General features: G+C 65.8%; 14 protein-coding genes. 9 read left to right on the top strand and 5 right to left on the bottom strand.

The annotated features are described in order from the left end of the window. Positions 1 to 47: 47 nt before the first annotated feature. Entirely contained in the window at positions 48 to 1,007 is a 960-nt protein-coding gene (locus NA5_RS03055) for an MBL fold metallo-hydrolase (RefSeq protein WP_245672060.1), read from the bottom strand. A 168-nt stretch (positions 1,008 to 1,175) separates the two neighbouring features. Between NA5_RS03055 and NA5_RS03050 the strand changes: the two genes are divergently transcribed. Genes NA5_RS03050 through NA5_RS03040 form a run of 3 tightly spaced genes read left to right on the top strand, consistent with a single transcriptional unit; the run spans position 1,176 to position 9,267 of the window. Further along, the gene (locus tag NA5_RS03050; protein ID WP_084483846.1) at positions 1,176 to 1,487 is read left to right on the top strand and encodes an acyl carrier protein; all 312 of its coding nucleotides are present in this window, start codon (positions 1,176 to 1,178) and stop codon (positions 1,485 to 1,487) included. A 5-nt stretch (positions 1,488 to 1,492) separates the two neighbouring features. Continuing rightward, complete coding sequence (locus NA5_RS03045; RefSeq protein ID WP_218020038.1) at positions 1,493 to 7,588, top strand: type I polyketide synthase; 6,096 nt, start codon at positions 1,493 to 1,495, stop codon at positions 7,586 to 7,588. Beyond that, complete coding sequence (locus NA5_RS03040) at positions 7,585 to 9,267, top strand: fatty acyl-AMP ligase (RefSeq protein WP_062981638.1); 1,683 nt, start codon at positions 7,585 to 7,587, stop codon at positions 9,265 to 9,267. The genes NA5_RS03045 and NA5_RS03040 overlap by 4 nt, the downstream gene beginning before the upstream one ends. Before the next feature lie 58 nt (positions 9,268 to 9,325). Here NA5_RS03040 and NA5_RS03035 read toward each other — a convergent pair whose 3' ends face one another. From NA5_RS03035 to NA5_RS03025, 3 genes are all read right to left on the bottom strand, one after another. Further along, on the bottom strand, positions 9,326 to 9,733 hold the full coding sequence (locus NA5_RS03035) for an RNA-binding S4 domain-containing protein (protein ID WP_062981636.1): 408 nt from the start codon (positions 9,731 to 9,733) through the stop codon (positions 9,326 to 9,328). 2 nt (positions 9,734 to 9,735) lie between these two features. After that, positions 9,736 to 10,401 carry a C40 family peptidase gene (locus tag NA5_RS03030; protein ID WP_371856366.1) on the bottom strand — a complete coding sequence of 222 codons (666 nt, stop codon included), beginning with the start codon at positions 10,399 to 10,401 and terminating at the stop codon, positions 9,736 to 9,738. Between the two features lie 534 nt (positions 10,402 to 10,935). Continuing rightward, the gene (locus NA5_RS03025; RefSeq protein WP_062981629.1) at positions 10,936 to 11,202 is read right to left on the bottom strand and encodes a hypothetical protein; all 267 of its coding nucleotides are present in this window, start codon (positions 11,200 to 11,202) and stop codon (positions 10,936 to 10,938) included. Positions 11,203 to 11,293: 91 nt separating this feature from the next. Here NA5_RS03025 and NA5_RS03020 point away from each other — a divergent pair, with 91 nt between their 5' ends. Next, positions 11,294 to 12,475, top strand: a complete 1,182-nt coding sequence (locus NA5_RS03020; protein ID WP_062981627.1) for an ATP-binding protein — start codon at positions 11,294 to 11,296, stop codon at positions 12,473 to 12,475. A gap of 8 nt (positions 12,476 to 12,483) precedes the next feature. On the opposite strand, the gene NA5_RS03015 is transcribed toward NA5_RS03020, so the two are convergent. Further along, positions 12,484 to 12,921 (bottom strand): peptidoglycan-binding domain-containing protein, encoded by a 438-nt coding sequence (locus tag NA5_RS03015; protein WP_062981625.1) that lies wholly within the window; start codon positions 12,919 to 12,921, stop codon positions 12,484 to 12,486. 245 nt (positions 12,922 to 13,166) lie between these two features. Here NA5_RS03015 and NA5_RS03010 point away from each other — a divergent pair, with 245 nt between their 5' ends. The 5 genes from NA5_RS03010 to NA5_RS02990 all read left to right on the top strand — a co-directional run bounded on the left by NA5_RS03010 (position 13,167) and on the right by NA5_RS02990 (position 20,193). Then, on the top strand, positions 13,167 to 15,122 hold the full coding sequence (locus tag NA5_RS03010; RefSeq protein ID WP_062981751.1) for an acyl-CoA dehydrogenase family protein: 1,956 nt from the start codon (positions 13,167 to 13,169) through the stop codon (positions 15,120 to 15,122). Between the two features lie 407 nt (positions 15,123 to 15,529). After that, complete coding sequence (locus NA5_RS03005) at positions 15,530 to 16,495, top strand: alpha/beta fold hydrolase (protein ID WP_062981623.1); 966 nt, start codon at positions 15,530 to 15,532, stop codon at positions 16,493 to 16,495. A 231-nt stretch (positions 16,496 to 16,726) separates the two neighbouring features. Next, complete coding sequence (locus tag NA5_RS03000; RefSeq protein WP_062981620.1) at positions 16,727 to 17,014, top strand: Rv0250c family protein; 288 nt, start codon at positions 16,727 to 16,729, stop codon at positions 17,012 to 17,014. Positions 17,015 to 17,391: 377 nt separating this feature from the next. Next, positions 17,392 to 18,222: a succinate dehydrogenase subunit SdhC gene (gene sdhC / locus NA5_RS02995; RefSeq protein WP_062981618.1), complete on the top strand. Its 831-nt coding sequence runs from the start codon at positions 17,392 to 17,394 to the stop codon at positions 18,220 to 18,222. 30 nt (positions 18,223 to 18,252) lie between these two features. Next, complete coding sequence (locus NA5_RS02990; protein ID WP_062981616.1) at positions 18,253 to 20,193, top strand: fumarate reductase/succinate dehydrogenase flavoprotein subunit; 1,941 nt, start codon at positions 18,253 to 18,255, stop codon at positions 20,191 to 20,193. Position 20,194 lies beyond the last annotated feature (1 nt).

Here is a 20,194-nt window from a genome sequence, read left to right as displayed (position 1 = left end):
GCAGCAGCTCGACGAGGGTATCGACTGAATTCCGTCCCTGAGGCGGGCTATCGCTTCCGTGCTGCCAGTGCCTCGACCGCGGCGTAGTCGTGGGCGGCGACGATTTCGATGCCGTCGGGTAGGGCGTGTAGGCGGTGGATGGTGGCGAAGGTGGCGTCACGGTCGGCATCGAAGAGTTGGCCGGGCATGGGGGCCTTCTCGCGGATCAGCTCGACCTGGAGTTTGTTCCACACCGCGTCGCCCGCGAGCAACACCCGGGTGCCGTCGTCGACCGCGAGCAGGACACCGATGCTGCCCGGGGTATGTCCGGCGAGATCGACCAGCAGCACCGAGCCGTCGCCGAACAGGTCCAGACTGCGCGGGAAGGTGAGCACCGGCGGGCCGTCGAGTTCGAAGGTGTCGAAGGTGCGTCCGTGCAGTGGGCCTCGGGCAACGCCGATGGGGGCGTGCGCACCGTCGAGTGCCCAAGCGCGTTCGACGCCGGGTAGTCGGATGCTCACCGAATCGGGCAGCTCCAACAGGCCGGAGATGTGGTCCCAGTGCAGGTGGGTCGGCAGGACGAAGTCGATCGCGTCGACGGCGATATCCCGGGCGGCCAGCGCGTCCGAGAGGCCGAGCACCGGCTTATCGGGTGCGACCAGGAGAGGAACCGGGAACGGCAGCTCGGGCAGCACCCGATCGTGCACACCCGCGCACAGCGCCGGATCGACCAGGAATCGTGCCGTCGGATGCTCGATCAGATAGGCCGACATGGTCATCGGCAGCTCGCGCAGGCTGCGCACGCCCTCCGCGACGATCGTGGTGGGCGCGGCCATGCGGGCCTGCATCAGAACGGTGAGCCCGACGGTCGCCTTGGTCTGCGGCAGCGGGACCGGCTCCAGACCGGCCAGCAATTCGGTATCAGGGCGACGCGGCCGCAGCAGTCGACCAGGCGTGGCCGCCAGCGCGGTGCAGCAGCGCAGCACGGTCGGCAGGGTGGGCGTCCGCTCGGTTCCTGATTCGGGCACGGTGTCACCGTAGGCGATCACGGTAAACGATGAAAGAGCCGGGTAGACAGGACAATTCTGGACAATTCACCCGCCTGAGGGACACCTTGATCGCGCCGATATCTACGGCATAATCGGCAGGGGTACCGGCGTGGGGGCAGCAGCCCTCCGGCGACGGGAGGAGGACGGATGGGGCCTGATCTTCCGGACGGGCAGGGTGTTGTCTCGAGCGACCTGCGAACAGTCGCCAACGGTGTTTCGAACACCGGTCTACGTGCCGCGCTACTCGGCGCTGCCACCGCCGCCATCGCCGACCTGCTGAATATCGATGCCGCAATGGTCTCGACCAATGCGCCGTTCAGCGATCTCGGCCTCAGCTCGCTGCAATTGGCACGGCTGACAGCGCATCTGGAAGATGCCGTGGGAGTCGAGGTTTCGCTCACCGCCCTCTACGACCATCCGGACATCGAGCAGCTTGTCGAGTATCTCGCGATGCGATGAACAGCTTGCCCCCGAATCGGAAGGGTCAGCCCGCCTGTGTCCGGCCGTATCCGCCGGTATCGATCGTTGGCATCGGCTGCCGGGTGCCTGGCGCGCCGAATGTGTCCGAGTTCTGGCGGATGCTGTGCGATGGCCGGGATGCCACCGGCGCACCGCCGCCCGGTCGAGCAGGCACGCGCCACGCCGGATATCTCGCCGATATCGACGCTTTCGACAACGACTGGTTCGCCATTTCGGGTCGCGAGGCCGCGCTGATGGATCCGCAGCAGCGGTTGGCGCTCGAGGTGGCGGTCGAGGCGCTCGACGATGCCGGAATCGGCTATCGCACCAGGGGTTCCGGGGCCGCGGTGGTATTCGGTGCGTGCGCCTACGATCACGGCATCGCGGTGCTCGGCCGCGCCGGGCACGATGCGCCGACCGCGGTCACCGGATCGGCGCTCAGCATCATCGCCAACCGCCTCTCCTATGTCCTCGACCTGCACGGACCGAGTCTGGTGGTGGACAGCGCCTGCTCGTCCTCGCTGGCCGCGGTGGATCTCGCGGTGCGCCTGCTGGCCGATGACGCGGTGCCGTTCGCGATCGTCGGCGGGGTGAATCTCGCACTGCTGCCGCATACCTCGGACTACCTGGCCGAGGCCGGTTTCCTCGCGCCCGATGGACGATGCAAACCGTTCGATGCCACCGCCGACGGATATACCCGCGGTGACGGGTGCACCGTGGTTGTGCTGCGTCGCACCGCCGATGCGCTGCGGGACGGGCATCGGGTGTACGCGGAAATCCTCGGCACGGCAGTCGGTTCGGACGGGCGATCCAATGGCCTGTACGCGCCGAACGGCCGGGCCCAGCAGGAGGTGATTCGTACCGCCTGGGCGGATCTCGATCCTCGTGCCGCCGGGTACGTCGAATGCCACGGCACCGGAACGCCATTGGGTGATGCCGTGGAGGTTGGCGCGCTCGCCGCGGTAGTCGGAAGCGATGCCGCACCGACCTGGATCGGCTCGCTCAAATCCAATATCGGACATCTGGAGGCGGCCGCCGGAATCACCGGAATGGTCAAGGCGGCACTGTCCATTCGACACGGCGTGATCCCGCCGACCATCAATTTTCATATCGAGAACCCGCTGCTGAAGCTCGCCGAGCGCGGACTGCGAGTCCCGACCGAACCAGTCGACTGGACCGAAACACCGGTGGCCGCGCGGCACGCCGGAGTCAGCTCATTCGGATTCGGCGGGACGAATGCGCATGTGGTGCTGCGCGGACTCGAGGCTACGCATCATCGGAGTTACGAACCGCCCGTCCTGCTTCCGGTAACCGGTCGCGACATTGCCCAGCTGCGGTCGAACGCGCTGCGATGGGCCGAACTGCTCGAGGGGGTTGGCATGTCGTCCTATTGCGCCAGCGACGCCGCACGCGGGAGGGCCAGCAGCGATGACACCACCGGCGCCACGCGCGGCAGCAGCCCGTCGCGCGACAGCATGAGCGCCGGTTCGGGCAACGGCACCAGCTGCGATTCGCACGACAACATCAGCGCCCCTTCGCCCAACAGCGCAAGCAGCGCGTCGCGAGACGACACCGGTAACGCTCGGCACCAGGACACCAGCCGAAATTGGCACGAACGAACGAGCGACTCACCCGAAAGCGCCAGCGGCGGCTCACCCGACAGCACCGACGCCACGCGCGATGGCCTCACCAACACCGCACACGACGGCACAAGCAGCGCCTCATGCGATGACATCAGCGCCGCGTCGGGTAGCAGCTCCGGCTATCCATCCCGCGACAACGACAGTGAAACATCGTCCACCTGCGCAAGCGCCAGTCGAGGCTACAACACTAATGCGCGGCAGCAGGACACCAGCCGAACTCCACACGTACGAACGAGCAAGTCACGCGAAAGCGCGAGCGGCGATTCCTACCAGCGCACGAGCGGCACTTCCGGCGTGGGTGCTAGCGGCGGTTCACGCGAAGGCGCTGGCGGCATTACGCCCGAAAGCGCAAACGGCGATTCTTACCAGCGCGCTGGCGGCGGCTCGCGCGAGGGCATGAGCGCTGCAATCGATGCGATTGCGACGAATTACTCGAGCGCAGGGAGTCGCGAAATTCTTCGGCACTTCGCGGCTGCCGCGGCGCGGTTGATGCCCGAGAATGCCCGGGCGGCAGTGGTTGCGCGGGATCTTGATGATGCGGTGGATCAGTTGCGGGCGTTGGCTGATGGGGTGATCGGCGCTGATTCGGTGCGGCGGCGCGGTGGCGTGCTGTTCCTGTTCTCTGGGCAGGGTGGGCAGTATCCCAAGATGGGGCGGGGTCTGGCGGCTCGTTATCCGGTATTCGCGAAGGCAGTGACCGCTGCCGCGGATGCGATTGCGGCGGCGGGTGGCGGGCGGGTGTGGACGCCGCGCAACGGGTTCGCGCTCAGCGGTGCGGCGAGCAGCGGGACCGAACTCGTGCAGCCAGCGATCTTCGCATTCCAAGTTGCACTCGCCGAACTGCTCGCCGCGTGGGGCATCGAACCGGATGCGGTGGTGGGGCACAGCCTCGGCGAGGTGGCCGGGGCCGCGGTAAGCGGTGCGTTATCGCTTTCGGACGCGGCCCGAGTCGTGGTGCAGCGCAGCCGGATTCTGGCACGGCTCGACGGGCACGGCGCGATGGCCGTGCTGGAGGCGACGGCGGATGAGGCAGGGCGGCTGGTCGAGCCACTGCACGCGACGGTAGCGATCGCGGCGATCAATGGACCGCGTTCGGTGGTGATCTCGGGTGCGCCGCGTTACGTCGACGCGCTGGTCCGCCGGGCCAAGCGCAGGCAGATATTCGCGCAACGCATCGCCGTCGACTTCGCCGCACACAGCCCCCAGGTGCGCGCGCTGCTGCCCGAATTCGTCGGCACGCTCGACGGACTCACCCCGCGGGTGCCGCGCGTCCCGGTCTACTCCACCGCACGTCGACGCGAAACGATCACCACGGCCGCAATGGATGCCGACTACTGGGCCGAAAATGCCTCGAACACCGTCGAATTGGCCGCCGCACTGCAACAAGCCGCCGACGACGGATTCGCAACGGTACTGGAACTCACACCCCATCCGGTACTGACCCCCGCGATCCGCGACTTCCCCGAATTCGCCGCCGCCACCCACCCGGTGACCACCCGCAACGACGAGCCCAAATCCTTCCTGACCTGCCTCGGCAACCTCTACCTCGAAGGCCGCCCCCTGAATTGGGCTGCCAACGGCCCCTTCACCACCCCACCCCCACCCCGCCGATGGATCCACCGCCGGTTCCCCCTGATCACCACCCGCGACCCCGGCGTCCAAGTCACTGCCATCGAATCCAGCACTGTCACCGAGTCCGATAACACCAAGCGACGCATCGACACCGAAGCCGCCACCATCCACATCGCTGCCACCGAACCACACACCTCGCACATCGCTCCCCCACAGCCACGCACCGACCGCGCCACCGCCACCAAGTCTGATGCGACTCGCGACGCCGCTACCGAACCCAACACCATCCGCGACACCACGAGTGAGCCCAGCACAATCCACAGCAGCGTCACTCACCCCGGTACCACAGATCGCAGTGCCGCCGATCCCGCTGTCAACGGCCACCCTGTCGAAGATTCCTCGGTATCCGACTTCGGCACGGCCATCGGAGTGGACGTACGCGGACGAAATCCCGTCGATTCGAGCGGGTCCGGCGTTCGCATCGCTGAATCCGAGTTCCCCGCCGACGATCTCCACGATCACGTGGTGCAGGGCGTTCCGACGGTCCCCGCCGTCTTCTGGCTGCTCAGGCTGCTCGGACTGGCTGGGACCGGGCGGGCGATCACCGATTTCGTGGTGCATGAGCGGACCGGGCTTGCCGCGCTGTCCGCTGTCACCTATCGGATCGGTGCTGCTGGAAGGTTGCAGGCGGAGGTCACAGGCGCCGGGACGCTGGCTTCGGCACGGTTGGCCGGTGACCCCACACCCGGGGATATCGTCGCATGGATGCGGGTGGTCGATGCAAATCGGGCCGCGCGTCGGCGGATGCGGGTGCTCACGCCAGGTGTTTTCTACGACTCGTTGCGCGCGCGGCATCTCGACTACGGTCCCGCCTTCCGCGCGCTGCGCGATATCGAGGCCGGGCTTGATTGTGCGGTGGGATCGTTCGATTCCGCCCCACTACAGCGCTCGGCGACCCTCGATAGCTGTCTGCAGTTGCTTGCCGCCGCCAGCTGGGATCACCTGCCCGCCGATGCCATCGCACTGCCGATCGGCATCGAATCCGCTTGGCTGTCCGCCGAACCGGATCTGGTGCTGCTGGAAGTCCATGCGCTGGTGCGTGATCGGTCCACGACCGGACTGACCGGCGACATCATCGGCACCGATCAGCACGGCGTCCCGGTACTCGCGCTGTCAGGCGTCCGCATACGTTTCGCAACGGTGGAGTCCACAACGCAGGTCGGTCCTTTCCGCCATGAAACGTGGATACCCTTCCAGCCCAATGCGAACAGCGCCACGAAACCGCAGCGCGCCTTGGTCATCGGCGAATCCCAACTCGCCGTCCGGCTCGCCAGGGAACTCGACCGCACCCTGCCCGCCGAACGCGTCGCCCGAGAACCGGATGCCGCCGGCCCGATTGTCTCCGCCGTACTCGCCGGACGCACCGGCACCGCGGACACCGCAGTCGTGGTGATCTGGCCCGCCGAATCCGGCGCGACCCACCACGAGTCCGCGAACAGTGTCATCGCCACCATCGGGCGAGTGCTCGATCTGCTGCAACGCGTCCAATCCGATAACGCCACAGCATCTTTGACGATCGTTCTCCCAACCGCCAGCGCGACCGACCGCCAACCGCTCGCCAGGATCCGACAGGACAATTCGATCATGCCGATGGCGGTCGCCGGTCTGGTGCGATCGATGCAGCTCGAATCCGGCCGTGCAGTGCGACTCGTGTGGACCGATACGTCACCGACCGCGGTGTCCCGACTGCGCGACCTCATCGCCACCACACTTCCCGATGAGCTGCGTATCTCCGCTGATGCCATCAGCACCCGTCGCTTCGTGCACTCGCGACCCCGATCAGCCACCCCGACACCGATCGACCCCAACGGCACCTACGTCGTCACCGGCGGTCTGGGCGCGCTGGGCTCGGTCGCGGTGCGCTGGCTGCTCGATGCCGGAGCGCACGATGTCGTGGTGCTCACCCGTGCCCCCAGACCGGTGCCCGCACTCCTGGACGGACTGGAGGACCGGATCGTCGTAGTGCGCTGCGACGCCGCCGACCGCAGCGATCTCGCCAACGCGCTCAATGACGTTCGCGAATGCGGTTCCACCATTCGCGGTGTCGTGCACGCCGCCGGCGCACTCGAGGACGCCGCCTTCGACGCCGTCACCACCCGCCAACTCGCCCGCATGTTCGCACCGAAACCCATTGCCGCGGGCAATCTCATCGAACTCACCGCCACCGATCCAACCGACTTCGTACTGCTGTTCTCCTCCGCCACGGGCGCGCTCGGCGCCCCGGGACAGGCGGCCTACGCCAGCGCGAATGCCGCAATGGACGCACTCGCCCGGGCCCACCCCGGTCGGCGCGTACTGAGTATCGGCTGGGGCGTGTGGGATTCGGGTCTCGCCGAGAGCGTGGGCGGCGCGGCACATCTGCGACGCGCCGGAATCTCCGCATTCGACTTCGCGCGCGGCACTGAATTACTCGCCCAGACCATGTATTACACCGAACCCTACCTACTCGCCTTGGACTACTCCCCGACCACCGGCTCCGACCCGGTCGCCACCCGCCTGCGAAACCTGCTCACCGACCAACCATCGACACCGGAAGCACCGCTGAATCGGGAATCCCCGCACCATCCGACCGAACCACTCACCACGACGATCCGCACCGCGCTCGCCGCAACCCTCGACCTGACCTCCGACCACCTCGATCCAGAAGCCGATTTCAACGAATTGGGCCTGAGCTCACTGCTCGGTATAGAAATGCGCCGCCACCTCGAGACCCGCCTCAATATCCGCATCTCGACCGCCGAACTGTTCCAACACCCGACCATCACCGCACTCGGTGCCGCCTTGGCCGACCGAGTCGCCACCGCAAGACCCGACGGCGTGCGGTGACTTCGCCGAATACCACGCGGCAGACCAATGTCCTTGTCACCCGGGTTGCCGAGTGGGCGCGGATCAAGCCGAACGACAGTGCGTACACCGAATTGCGTTATCGCGGGCGAGGTTGCACTCCGGTCACACTGACCTACGAACAACTACACCACGCAACAGCGGCACAGGCCGAAAGAATCAGAGCGACAACCGATCCCGGCGACCGCGTGGCGATACTGTGTGCGCACGGAATCGACTACGTCATAGCCTTTCTCGCATGTCTCTACAGCAATCGCATTGCAGTGCCGTTGTTTCCGCCGACGGTGAATAGAAACCGGGCCCGACTCGAGGGTGTACTCGACGATGCCCGACCCGCATTGAGCCTGATCTCGCCGAACGACACCACTACCAGCGAGATCTTCGGTCCGGAACTAGGCCAAGTGTTGAAACTCGCACCGCACACCAGCACCCGAGCAGCTGCCCCGACTATCGGTCGAACAGAGACCGCCTACCTCCAGTACACCTCCGGATCGACCAAGTCTCCGGCAGGCGTCGAAGTAAGCCACGCGAATCTCGCTGCCGCACTGGATCAATTGTGGACCGCAGTACCGGCGGCGCGCACCGAACCCATTGTCTCCTGGCTTCCGTTCTTCCACGATATGGGGCTGATCCTGGCTCTTTCACTACCGCTTTACTCGGGCGTACACGGAATCACCATGGCACCAGGCGAATTCGTGAAACGTCCCGTCCGCTGGCTGCGCGCCCTCAGCGATTACCGTGCCGGGACCACCGGCAGCCCCAATTTCGGCCTTACCCTGGCGATCTCCGCAACGACCCACGAAGAACGCGCCGATCTGGACCTATCCCACCTCGACGCACTGCTCAACGGCGCCGAACCGATCCGCGCCGAGGCTCTGGCCGACTTCACCGCAGCCTTCGCCCCCTACGGATTCCGCCACCACGCCCACACACCGGGCTTCGGTCTGGCCGAGGCCACCCTCTCGGTCACCGTCTGTGCTGAACGAGACGAACCCGTCACCCATCGATTCGACCGTGCGGCGTTGGCACAGGGCCAGGCACGGACCGCACCGGAAGGTGTTCCACTCGTCGGCTGCGGCGTACCTGTGGGCCAGCGGGTTGCGGTGGTGGAACCCAACGAGCACACCGAGGTCGCGGCGGGCATCGTCGGCGAGATCTGGGTCCGCGGCCCCAATGTCTGCGCCGGTTATTACAACAATCCGGAGGCCACCGCTGCGACGTTTCGGGCCAACCTGTCCGGATGTGACGAATTCTGGCTGCGCACAGGCGATCTCGGCTTCTGGCACGAAGGTCAGCTTTATATCGCGGGCAGGCTCAAGGATCTCATCGTCATCGACGGCCGCAACCACTATCCTGCCGATATCGAATCCACGGTTTCGGACTGCGCGCCCGAGCTGCGCGTCGGCCACATAACCGCATTCGGCCACGATGACGGCCACCGCGAGGATCTGGTCGTCGTCGCCGAACTCGCCGACCCCGCGGCCACCGGATCAACGGAACTGGCCCGCCGCATCCGCAATGCCATCGCGGCCGCCCATGAGGTGACACCGGGAGCGGTCGTCCTGGTCGAGCCGGGCCGGATCCCGAAAACCTCCAGCGGAAAGCTGCGCCGCGGCGAATGCCGAGCGCTCTACCGCGCGGGCCACCTGACCCAGCCGTAGCGGAAACACCGCCGCCGCGGCCAGTCGAATCGCAACCCGCAGCGCGAAATCCAGCGCCTCAGTTGTCGGTGCGGCCGAGCAGACGATCCGTCTCGCGACGTTCCCGCTTGGTGGGTCGACCGGAACCGCGATCGCGGCGTGGCATGGATGCGACAATCTCGCGTGGCGGCGGCGCGGGGCTGCGGTCGATCAAGCACTGTGCGGCGATCGGAGGGCCGACACGCTTGGTGATGACGCGCTCCACGATGACGATGCGTTCGACGCCACCCGCTCGGACGCGGACCTCGTCACCGGGACGAACCGGTTGGGCCGGTTTGGCCGTAGCACCATTCACGCGGACGTGGCCGCCGCGGCAGGCTTCCGCGGCCGCAGACCTGGTCTTGAAAAGACGCACCGCCCACGTCCAGGAGTCAACGCGGGCCTGGTTCGGGGCGGTGTTCTTGGTAGTCGGTTGGGCGGGTGCCACCCTTAGACCATACGGCGTGCCGTCACAACCATGTCGGGGCGCAGCGGGGTGTAGGACACCGGCTGACCGGACTGAACCGCATTGAGCAGCTTGCCGTCGCCCGCGTACAGGCCGACGTGGCCGCCGCCGTTGGTCACCACGATATCGCCGGGCTGCAGGTCCTCGAAGGCGACCGGAGCGCCGACGTGCGACTGCTCGAAGCTGGTGCGCGGCAATTCGATTCCGGCCTGCTTGTAGGCCCACTGGACCAGACCCGAGCAGTCGAAGCTGAACGGTCCGGAGGCGCCCCAGGAGTACTGTGCGCCGACCTTGCTCTTGGCGGCGTCCAGCGCGATGTCACTGGCGGTGTTGTGGAATACCTGCGGCATGGCGGGGGCGAACAAACCGGGAAGCGACGGCGCGGCCTGCGGGGCAGCGGCCTCCGGGGCGGGCGCTGCGGGCATCGAGGCGAGTGCCTGGGTGAGCTGCTTACCCAGATCCTGGGCCTGCTGATCGAATTCCGGCGGAACCGGGACGTCGAAATCGCCGATGCCCGGGACGTTGATGGTGGCTGCCATCGCGGGGATCGCGGGCATCGCACCAGTAGTTGCGGCGACCGCGCCCATGACGAGCGCGCCCTTGACGGAATTCGGTAGCCGCGATTCCCGCTGCAAGCTGTGTTTACCCACCGAGCCGAGTCTCCGATCTTTCTGCTCTCCCGCCGACCGGGTCAGCTGTCGGTTCGGACCGGCAGAACGGCCCCAACTCCCAGTTGAATCTCTGGGTCCCGGTACGGCAGCCGGAATTGGTGGCCCCGACAGCCGTTTTGGCGGTAACTCAGTGGCGCCGCTTCTCTTCCGAACCGACAGACTCCACTGGGTCACGAAGAGATTACGGCCAGGACGCGGTGTTGTCCAGCCCACAGACCAGCCTCTACGCGGATAATCGCGAAAACCCAGGACGGGCGTCGCAATTGCGACACGCCATGATGGTCACGACACGGTATCGGCGCCGCGCCGCCTGTTATCGAATCGAGGTCCCGATCGGAAGTGACGCTGTGCCCACCGGTTTCGCGATCCACCGACCGCTAGTGCCGCGTCCAGCTAGCTTCTGCCGTGCCGCCGGGGGTTCCGTCGAACATAGTCGGATGGTGATCGCTCACGCCCAATGCGACCGCCATATCACTACGCTCGGCGACCTGCCGGAGGCGGATAGCGCATGCACTAGCCGTCGGATCCGGCACTGCGCTGACCGAGTGCCCGCTCCAGCTCATCGATGCGGCGCCGGGCATCGGCCAGGCCGACCTCCAGCCGACCGAGCGCGACCACCAGCGGCCCCACCGCGATATCGGCGACGAGTTGCGGATCGTCGAGGCCGCCTTCGATCGCTTCCAGAATGTTGGCGCGGATGTGGGCGGCCACCGGGGCTTCGGCGGGAACTTTCCAGGACTCGACCAACTCGGCGAGGGTCGGGAGTGGTTCCGTTGGCATGCCCTCAGCATGCGACAGCTTGCTAGCAATATCTAGGACACGCCTTATATATGGCCAGATTCGGCTGACCAACGCGCTACGGTGTGTGGGCATGGACCCCGTGCGGAATCCGTATGCTCCCGGAGCCGGACAGCGCCCACCCGAATTGGCCGGGCGCGATAAGCAACTCAAGGCCTTCGACATTGTGCTGGAGCGGATCTCGCGTGGTCGACCGGAACGCAGCGTCATGCTCACCGGATTGCGCGGTGTCGGAAAGACCGTGCTGCTCAACCAACTTCGCTCCGCCGCGGGCTCACGCGGTTGGGGCACAGGCAAAATCGAGGCACGCCCGGATCAGGAACTGCGCCGCCCGCTGTCGTCCGCGCTGCATATGGCCGTGCGCGCGATCGCCATGGCGCATCGCAACCAGGAGCGCGTCGACGACTTCCTGGGCATACTCAAGGCTTTCGCGCTGCGGTCCACCGCCGATAAGGGCATGCGGGAGCGCTGGCAGCCCGGGATCGACGTGCCAGCGGTCACCGGTCGCGCCGATTCCGGCGATATCGAGATCGATCTGATCGAACTGCTCAAGGAGGCGGCCGCGCTGGCCAGCGATATCGGCGTCGGCATCGCGATCTTCATCGACGAGATGCAGGATCTCGGTCCCGCGGATATCTCCGCGATCTGCGGGGCCTGTCACGAATTGAGCCAGGACACCGCGCCTTTGATCGTGGTCGGCGCCGGACTGCCGCACCTACCCGCCGTCCTGTCGGCCTCGAAGAGCTACTCCGAGCGACTGTTCAGCTACCACCGTATCGATCGGCTGGACCGCGAATCGGCGGATCAAGCCCTCATCGCACCGGCCGAGCGCGAAGAGGTGAAGTTCACCGAGGAAGCACTGGATGCCCTGTACCAGCGGGCAGATGGCTATCCGTATTTCGTCCAGGCCTACGGCAAGGCCGCCTGGGATCAGGCGCCGGAGAGCCCGATCACCGCCGAGGATGTCGAGGTGGCGGCACCGAGCGCCGAAGAGGAACTGGCCGTCGGATTCTTCGGTTCCCGATACGAGCGCGCCACCCCCGCCGAACGCGAATATATGCGGGCCATGGCCGATTTGGCGGGTGACGACGGTCCGGTGCCGACCGCGGCGGTGGCCAATGAGCTCGGCCGCAAACCCGCGTCGCTCTCACCCGCCCGCGACGGTTTGATCAAGAAGGGGCTGATCTATTCGGCCGAACGCGGCACCATCGGGTTCACGGTGCCGCATTTCGGTCGCTATCTGCGCAGCGTGTAGCCGAAAGCTCAGAGCGGCAGAGGAAGTGGATAACGGTAGTCGCAATTCCCCTCCGGCGACTTCCCCTGTGCGGTGCAGGCATTCTGCAGCGACCGCCAGGTGGCCGGTCCGATCACGCCATCGTCGTAAATGCCGACGGCCCGTTGAAAATTCCGCCCAGCAGCCTTGGTCTTCGGGCCGAACTTACCGTCGACATCAACCTGACCGTTGCCATAGCTGTAGGTGAGGAATGCCTGCACCGCCGCCACACAGGGTCCCTGATTGCGCACCCCCTCCTTCAATGTCGGTTTGGCCGCAAGACACTGATTGATCGACGCCGGGTACTGGACCTCAGCGTGCGCGGGCGCGGCGATGGCGGCGGTTCCGGCCACCGCCGCGACCCCGATGGCCGCCGCGGCAATTGCCCGGCGAATCCGCTGAACGCCGGAAAGCTGTGCTGCGTACATGGTGTTCCTCGTGGTGCGCGAAAGCTTCTCCCCTGCTGGCGAAGCTGGTAGCGCCAAGGTAGGAAACGCGACCAACAACAGACCAACGAAGAACTCACGGCACAGCTCAGGCCGGGATGGGCGTAACAACCCCATCCAAGGGAATACGGGCCACGTCGTCTGGCGCGTTTCCGCTTACATCTACCGGCCGGTAACAAACCCTCCTACACTCTTATGTGATCCTGATCACGTCCGAGGAGGACATCATGGCGACTACCGCGAAAGTCGACGCCACCGAAGAACAGGCCCGCGCACTGGTCGAGGAATCCCGCGAAACCAGTTGGGCCAAACCATCGTTCGCCAAGGAGATGTTTCTGGGACGATTCCGACTCGATCTGATCCACCCCTATCCCCAGCCCAGCGACGAGGACGCCGTGCGAACCGAGGCCTATCTGGCCCGGCTGCGGCCGTTCTGCGAATCGCTCGACGGCAGCGTCATCGAGGCGGAGTCCAAGATTCCGGACGAGTACGTCAAGGGCCTGGCCGAACTCGGCTGCTTCGGCCTGAAGATCCCGGAAGAGTACGGCGGCCAGGGCTTGTCCCAGGTCGGCTACAACCGGGCCCTGATGCTGGTCGGGTCCGCGCACCCCAGCCTCGGGGTGCTGCTTTCGGCACACCAGTCGATCGGCGTGCCAGAACCGCTGAAGTTGGCAGGAACCCCGGAGCAGAAGGCCGAATTCCTGCCCCGTTGCGCGGCGGGCGCGGTCAGTGCGTTCCTGCTCACCGAACCCGATGTCGGCTCCGATCCGGCCCGGATGGCCAGCACCGCGACCCCCACCGAGGACGGCGAGGCCTACGAGATCAACGGCGTGAAGCTGTGGACCACCAACGGCGTGGTCGCCGAACTGCTGGTGGTCATGGCCCGGATTCCCAAGAGCGAGGGGCACCGCGGCGGCATCTCGGCCTTCATCGTCGAGGCCGATTCGCCCGGCATCACCGTGGAACGGCGCAATTCGTTCATGGGCCTGCGCGGCATCGAGAACGGTGTCACGCGACTGCACAACGTTCGTGTGCCGAAGCGCAATCTCGTCGGTCGCGAGGGCGACGGCCTGAAAATCGCGCTGACCACCCTGAATGCGGGCCGTCTCGCCATACCGGCGCTGTGCACGGCCGCCTCGAAGTGGTCGCTGAAAATCGCCAGGCAGTGGTGCACGCAGCGGGTGCAGTGGGGTCGCCCGGTCGGCGAGCACGCGGCGGTCGGGGAGAAGATCTCCTTCATCGCGGCCACCACCTACGCACTCGAGGCCGCGCTCGACCTTTCGGCCACCATGTGCGACGAGGCCCGCAACGATATCCGCATCGAGGCGGCCCTGGCCAAGCTCTGGGCCAGCGAAATGAGCTGTCAGATCGCCGACGAACTCGTGCAGATCCGCGGTGGTCGCGGCTACGAGACGGCGGCCTCGCTGCGGGCCCGCGGTGAACGCGCGGTCGGTGCCGAGCAGCTGGTCCGCGATCTGCGGATCAACCGCATCTTCGAGGGCTCCAGCGAAATCATGCGGCTGCTGATCGCTAGGGAGATGGCCGATGCGCATATGGCCGCCGCCGGTGCTCTGGTCGATCGGAATGCCGAGCTCAAGGACAAGGCCAAGGCCGCGGTCGGCGCGGGTGGCTTCTATGCCAAGTGGTTCCCGCAGCTGGCCGTCGGCGCGGGTACGGTACCCGCGACCTATGCCGAATTCGGGCCGCTGGCACGGCATTTGCGCTTCGTCGAACGCAGCGCCCGCAAGCAGGCGAGATCGCTGATGTACGCGATGGCGCGCTGGCAGGCGGGCCTGGAGTACCGGCAGAACTTCCTCGGTCGCATTGTCGATATCGGCGCCGAACTGTTCGCGATCTCGGCCGCCTGCGTGCGCGCGCAGGCGCTGCGGACCGCGGGCGCTCCGGAGGCCAAGGCCGCCGAGGAATTGGCCGATACCTTCGGCAGGCAATCGCGGATTCGGGTGAAGAAGTTGTTCGACGCGCTGTGGGACAACACCGACGACGACGATCGCACCCTCACCCGCAACGTCCTCGACGGCCGCTACGAGTGGCTGGAGGATGGCATCTTCGATCCGAGCGAGGGCACCGGACCGTGGATCGCGGAATGGCAGATGGGTCCGTCGACCGAGACCAACCTGCTGCGACCGTTCCTGCCGTCGACCCGTAGCCACGCGGGTACCTAGGCGCGACGCCGCTACGAGCCGTCACTCATTCGTGGGTGGCGGCTCGTTTCGTGACGGGTATTCGCATATCTCGGAAATTTTCTAGATGTAGACATATTTTTGATACTCGGCGTATGGTTACGGTCGCATAACAATTTCTAGCGGACTCTAGGAGATCCGATCGATGACCCGATAGACGGCAACGCCGCGGGTCGATCAGGAACGTCTACCGGAATCTAGCGCCTGCCCTATCCATTCATAGATTCACTGATCCCTGGGCTCAGGCCCGGATCAGGTCGATCAGCGGCGTCAGTTGGACAACGCGTACATAACGGACGGTATGGCGAGCTAACGGGGCGGGAATTCCGCCCGACAACCGGGCAAGAACGCTCCGAACCGGGTGTCCTACCAGACACAGGAGAATCGTCATGTCCACGACGACTGCCCGCCGAGCCGCCGACTACGACGGCCACCGGATCACGGTATCGGCCGACGACGGCACCCCGATCGCGGTCCGTACCTTCGGCGCCGACGATGCCGAACTGACCGTCGTCTTCGCGCACGGTCACTGCCTGCGCACCGAGTCCTGGTCATTCCTGCGCGATCAACTGCAGCGTCACTGGACGACGAATGTGCGGATGGTCTTCTACGACCACCGCGGGCATGGCGAATCGGGCGTGGCCCACCCATCGACCTACACCATCGATCAACTCGGCCACGACCTCGATGCCGTCCTGCGCTCCGTGGCGCCGACCGGCCCGATCGTCCTCATCGGACATTCCATGGGCGCGATGGTCACCCTTGCCTACTCCCGACTGTTCCCGGCGACCATCGGCACCCGGGTGGTCGGACTCTGCCTGATCGCCGGTGCGGCCAATGGCATCACCGAGGTCGGGCTCGGCCGTTTCCTGAATCGGCGTGCGGTGAACTCGTTGCAGTTCGCGGTGTTGCGGGCACCCCGGTTCATGCAGGCCTCCAAGCGGCTCTCGCGCCGGATCTTGGAGCCGATCACCCGCGAGGCGAATATGGGCAGCAAGCGGACCAATCCGCGCATGGTCGCGGTGGCCGCGGCGATGATGAACGACACCCCGCTGCTCACCATGTCGAGCTTCCTGACCTCGATGATGGCCTTCGACGAAACCGCGTCGCTGCACCAGCTCGGCAGCATTCCAGCGCTGGTGCTGGCCGGTTCGGCCGACATCGTGGTGCCGTTCGCGCATTCGGTGGTACTCGCCTCGCAACTTGCGAGCTCGGAGCTGGTCCGGCTCGAGGGCGCGGGGCACAGCGTGCATCTGGAGCGGGCCGAGGAGGTGGCGGTGTCCATCGTCGCCCTGGTCGACCGGGTCATGGCCGCCATGGACGGCCGCGGCCCCGGGTACGCCACCGCCAGTTGACCGGACGTTCGTCGGAACTCACAACGGCCAAGCGGTCAACCTCCGGCAGCTTCGGGCGAACCACTGGAATTGGGGCCACGACGAGCCAAAATCGCATTCCTCACGTACTGTGTTAAAGATCACGTTGTGTGGTGAGTCACACGACTCGGTAGGGCGCGTTCCCAGGCAGAACATGGAACCAACCGACACCCATCGAGTTCGTCTGTCCGCCAAGGAATACAGGAGGTATCGATGACACGCAGCGACATTGCGGAACTGCGCTACGCGGTCGGCCAGCTCCGGCAATCCATCGGCGCACTGCGCTCCCACTACGGCGACGCCAATTCGGTGCGACGACTGGAAAACGACCTCGAGCGGCTCGTCATCGATGCCGACGAACTCGAGCAGTCGCCGCCGCAGGAGATCGCGCGCCGTCCGCAGGAAGTCATCTACGTACCGGACAGCAAATCCGACGAAGCCGCGTGGATGGGCGCACAGGACGAGGGCCTCGGCTTCCACTCCCGCCCGCGCACCAAGTAATCCGGTTCGCCGCCCCGGCGCTCCTCCGCCTCCCCGCGCCTTTTACCGATCGTCAGTGCGTGGGGAGTTCGCGCCCGGGTCGGCGGTCGAGCACGTGGTGATGCCTGGGCGTGCCCGACGAGTTGTCCATGTCCTTGCGAAATCAGTTGGTGCCTCGAGCGCACTTTCAACCTGACCTGCGCAAAGGTCGGAATCGACCACCTTGTGTGGCGGCCAAACCTGAATCGAATGTGGTGGAAATCACGGCCCCCTAGGCGGGTTGGCTTTGCCGGGACCCCGTTGAGCGATAGCAGGGGTGTCGTATGGTGCTCAGCATCACATTCGATTGCGGAGGTCACGCGGACCATCCGCACTGCAGATCAGCGAGGCATCCACCTGTGAGTGCCGCACCGACCGCCGCCCCGGAAACGGGAACCGGCGTCTTCAGCAAGACCAGGGCCGCCATTTCCGCGCGCACACTGCGCACCGACCGGTGGTGGGTCCCACCGCTGGTGACCGCCGTCGGACTAGCCGCGTTCGTCATCTACGCGACGATCAGATCGTATGTGCGAACGGCATATTGGGTTCCGGAGTACCACTACCTGACGCCGTTCTACTCACCATGCGTGAGCAGCGACTGCGTCGAGGGTTCCAGCCATTTCGGCGCGTGGTTCGGCCACATCCCGGCGATCCTGCCGCTGGGCTTCCTGGTGCTGCCGTTCCTGCTCGGGTTCCGGCTCACCTGCTACTACTACCGCAAGGCCTACTACCGCGCGGTGTGGTTCTCCCCGCCCGCGTGCGCGGTCGCCGAACCGCACGCGAAGTACACCGGCGAGACCAAACTGCCGCTGATCATCCAGAACGTGCACCGCTACTTCTTCTATGTGGCCGTGCTGGTCTCGCTGGTCAACACCTATGACGCGATCAACGCGTTCCACGGGAAGACCGGCGGCTTCGGCTTCGGTCTCGGCAATATCGTCCTGCTCGGCAACGTGCTGCTGCTGTGGGCCTACACGCTGTCGTGCCATTCCTGCCGACACATCATGGGCGGCAAGCTCAAGCACTTCTCCGCCCACCCGGTGCGGTACTGGTTCTGGACCCAGGTCTCCAAACTCAACACCCGCCATATGGCGCTGGCCTGGACCACCCTCGGCACGCTCGTGCTGACCGACTTCTACGTGATGTTGGTTGCCAGCGACACGATTTCGGATCTGCGGTTCATCAACTAACCGCCCTCACAAACCAGGAGTTTCGCGGCCATGCCAGAAGTGGAACGGCACAAGTACGACGTCGTCGTCATCGGTGCCGGGGGCGCCGGACTGCGCGCGGTGATCGAAGCACGCGAACACGGTCTTTCCGTCGCGGTGGTGTGCAAGTCGTTGTTCGGCAAGGCGCACACCGTGATGGCCGAGGGCGGATGCGCCGCCTCGATGGGTAATGCCAATGAAAAGGACAGCTGGCAAACCCATTTCAAGGACACCATGCGCGGTGGCAAGTTCCTCAACAACTGGCGCATGGCCGAATTGCATGCCCAGGAGGCGCCCGACCGGGTGTGGGAACTGGAAACCTATGGCGCGCTGTTCGATCGGACCGCCGACGGCCGGATCAGCCAGCGCAACTTCGGTGGCCACACCTACCCGCGACTGGCGCACGTCGGCGACCGGACCGGACTCGAGATCATCCGGACCATGCAGCAGAAGATCGTGTCGCTGCAGCAAGAGGACTTCGCGGAGACCGGCGACTATGAGTCGCGCATCAAGGTTTTCGCCGAATGCACCATCACCGAATTGCTCAAGGACGGCGACCGGATCGCCGGTGCGTTCGGATACTGGCGCGAATCCGGCCGGTTCGTGCTGTTCGAGGCGCCCGCCGTGGTGGTCGCGACCGGTGGAATCGGCAAGTCCTACAAGGTCACCTCGAACTCGTGGGAGTACACCGGTGACGGCCACGCGCTCGCACTGCGGGCCGGTGCGACGCTGATCAATATGGAATTCCTGCAGTTCCATCCGACCGGCATGGTCTGGCCGCCCAGTGTGAAGGGCATCCTGGTCACCGAGGGCGTGCGCGGTGACGGTGGGGTGCTCAAGAACACCGATGGCAAGCGGTTCATGTTCGAGTACATTCCGCCGGTCTTCAAGGGGCAGTACGCCGAAACCGAGGAAGAGGCCGACCAGTGGTTGCGCGATAACGACTCGGCCCGCCGCACACCGGATCTGCTGCCGCGCGACGAAGTGGCCCGCGCCATCAACTCGGAGGTGAAGGCGGGACGCGGCACCGAACACGGTGGCGTGTACCTGGACATCGCCTCGCGCCTGCCCGCCGAGGAGATCCGGCGGCGGCTGCCCTCGATGCACCATCAGTTCAAAGAGCTTGCGGACGTGGATATTACGAAGGAGCCGATGGAGGTCGGCCCGACGTGCCACTACGTGATGGGCGGCATCGAGGTCGATCCGGATACGGGCGCGGCGACCGTGCCCGGCTTGTTCGCCGCGGGTGAGTGTTCCGGCGGTATGCACGGCTCCAACCGGCTCGGCGGCAATTCGCTGTCCGATCTGCTGGTGTTCGGTCGGCGGGCCGGACTCGGCGCCGCGACCTACGTCGAACAGCTGTCCGCGCGCCCCGCGGTGGCCGATGCCGATATCGACGCGGCCGCGAAAGCCGCTGTGGCGCCGTTCGATCCGCCCGCCGAAGGAACGGGGGAGAACCCCTACACCCTGCACACCGATCTGCAGCAGGCGATGAACGATCTGGTCGGCATCATCCGCAAGGAACACGAGTTGCAGGAGGCCATCGATCGCCTCGCCGAACTGCGGACCCGATTCGACAACGTCACGGTGGAGGGCCACCGGCAGTTCAACCCGGGCTGGCATCTGGCCCTCGACCTGCGCAATATGCTGCTGATCAGCGAATGTGTCGCGCAGGCCGCACTGCTGCGCACCGAGAGTCGCGGCGGACATACCCGCGACGATTTCCCGGCAATGGATCCGGAGTGGCGCAACAAGTTGCTGGTGTGCGCGATCGATCCCGCCGATGCGGACGGACCGGTGCCCGGCGTGCGGGTAACCCCGGAGGACCAGATCCCGATGCGGGCCGACCTGCTCGCGCTCTTCGATCTGGGTGAGCTCGAAAAGTATTACAACCCAGCCGAACTCGCCTCCCATCCGGCAGGTTCGGTTTCGGCCACGGAAGGCGAGGCGTAAG

The organism is Nocardia anaemiae NBRC 100462 (assembly GCF_001612725.1).
Taxonomy (GTDB): domain Bacteria; phylum Actinomycetota; class Actinomycetes; order Mycobacteriales; family Mycobacteriaceae; genus Nocardia; species Nocardia anaemiae.
Note: the sequence above shows the minus strand (reverse complement) of the source record. Positions and strands in the feature narration are given on the sequence as shown.